General features: G+C 40.0%; 2 protein-coding genes and 1 pseudogene. All 3 read left to right on the top strand.

Translation table 11 applies throughout. The features are described from left to right. The coding region (locus CIK93_RS13540) for a hypothetical protein (protein ID WP_158215450.1) at positions 1-962 on the top strand (962 nt) is incomplete at its 5' end. Between the two features lie 22 nt (positions 963-984). After that, positions 985-1,620, top strand: a complete 636-nt coding sequence (locus tag CIK93_RS00975; RefSeq protein WP_094446315.1) for a hypothetical protein — start codon at positions 985-987, stop codon at positions 1,618-1,620. A gap of 154 nt (positions 1,621-1,774) precedes the next feature. After that, a pseudogene (locus tag CIK93_RS00970) lies at positions 1,775-2,250 on the top strand (hypothetical protein); the annotation flags it as partial.

The raw sequence follows: 2,250 nt of genomic DNA, 5'->3' as shown, positions 1-2,250 counted from the left end.
AGAACCCGCATTTGCTGTTGGTCAATCCAATAGAAGGCTATCGCAAGGAATTTGAGTTGGGCGATAGCTCGCGATTTTCCTTGACGGTGGATAGTCCTGAAAATATGATATGGTTGTTGGAGGCTACGCGGAAGAATAAAAGCATGTCGATGGTAAAATTGGAAATCGATGCACCAACCTTTCCAAGAGTTTCTTTGCCTCATTATTTGTTAACTGAAGAAAAGAAAATGTTAGCGTATGCTACACAAGGTCAACAGCAGCAAATGTACAATAGTAGTAGAATAATAGAACTTCCAGAGATAGAGAAAACCGGCAGTAAACCTAAAATCAAGCCATCCAATTACTCCAACTTGGAGGCAAACCGAAATATATTTGAGGGTGATCCACGGATTGAACATGCATCATCAATGGAGTCGCTCTTGGCATTGCTTGGTATTTATTGCGGTGTTGATGAATACGGTGACAAAATAATAGGAGGTATTGGACAGAAAGTTGGGAAAATATACGTAGATAATGTGGTGTCTGATCACAAAGAAGTCCTTCAGATTCTTCCTGAAAATGTCCGGAATATTGAGTATTTTTCTATGAATAATCCACAGAATACTGTATTTGGAATTAGTGCTCTGTTTACAGTTCCTGGTGTGCTGTTCATCTTTCTGAAAGATGGTTCGGAAGTCAAACGTCGTAGTAGTTTGCTCTCGATGGCGAAGGTGCAACCATTAGGTTATCGCCCTGAGCGTGAGTTTTATTCGCCTCAGTATCCCAATTCTGATAAGAGTGACTATACGCGTCCCGACTATCGGACAACGCTTTATTGGAATCCTCGCGTTGTGGTGGGAGATGATGGTTGTGCTTCGTTGCAGTTTTATTCTTCTGATGTGTCAAAACGCTACTTGGTGACAATCGAAGGTGCAAGTGACAACGGTATGTTGGTCAGCTGGCAGGGTGTGGTTGGTGAATAAATTGAAAAGCAAGGAAAAGACTATGAAAAAGGAAATATTGTTAATGATATCTTTGGTTTTTCTGCAGGCGAGCTGTAATGATGAGAATGCTATGCCAATAGAAAAACCTACAGAAGCTGATGTCTTTGTTGCGTCAGAACAACATCAGAAGTATCAAATGATATTGATTAAAGATCGAAAGCGAATGAATAGTATTGTGAACTCTATGTCAAAAAATCAGCGTAAGCAATACACTACTTTGCTTGATTCTGTTGTGCATACTAAAACTGTTGAAGTACAGAATGAGCTTGTGACAAAATTGACAAAACTTACAGGTGTTGATTATGAAGCAAGAGTTGTTGAACTAATGAAAGCAAGAACGATGGCATTTAAGGGTGTGAGGTTAGATAAGCAGGATTATATAAAAGCAATCCAACATTATAATGTGAGAGTGTACAAAAAAAACATAACCAGAAATACTTTTGCTGAAGATGTTTGTGCTAAGAATTGTGAGTCCAGCTATTTATGCGAAATAGGAACTTGTAAGGGAATACAGATAAAAGGATGGGATTTTACGGATGAAAAAGATGTTGAAGAATATAATGATTGGTGCGTGTACAGAGAATGTGTGATGAATGCCGACTACAACTATGAAGTGTGCTTGTCGAATTGTTATTAGTATCCTCCTTTTATTGAGAGTATTAGGGGCAAGAGGTAGTGTGAACGTGTATGTTCAAGATACTGTCTATAGTTGTTTAATTTCATCCATATTAGACTACTATTCCAAAGTACCTCAGGAGCGTATATATTTGCAAACCGATCGTTCCTATTATATGGCAGGTGATACGGTATGGTTTCGTGCCCATTTGCTTGATGCGGTGACGCGCGTCCCCGTGTCCCGTTCTCGTTATGTTTATGTAGAACTTCACGACCAGCAGGCAGACACTTTGATGCAACGTGTCATGTTGCGTTGTGATACAGATGGCATATTTTCTAATGCGATGATTCTGCCACGGGGAATGAACGGCGGTGTCTATACTATGGTAGCCTATACACAGTGGATGCGTAATTTTGGTTCTGAGCATTTCTACTATAAACCGTTGACCGTAGTGGAAAAGAATGGCAGGGCTCTATGTGTTGCGAGTGGAAATGAACCGCCACGGCTTAAAACCTCAAACCTGTTGGAGGTGAAGCAACGTAAAGGTCAAATGTTGATACGGATGTTGGATGATAGTCGAAAAGATTCGCTGACGTGTATCATCTATGGTAGTGGTAATTTAATAGAGGTTCCCTATGTAAATTCAAGAGT

It is taken from the genome of Prevotella sp. P3-92 (assembly GCF_002251205.1).
Lineage (GTDB): Bacteria > Bacteroidota > Bacteroidia > Bacteroidales > Bacteroidaceae > Prevotella.
The sequence above is the reverse complement of the archived record's forward strand: the minus strand, read 5'-3'. Positions and strand labels throughout refer to the sequence as shown.

Excerpts from the sequence above, each read along its gene's own strand:
- CIK93_RS00975 (WP_094446315.1), top strand. The coding sequence starts at position 985 with ATGAAAAAGGAAATATTGTTAATGATATCTTTGGTTTTTCTGCAGGCG.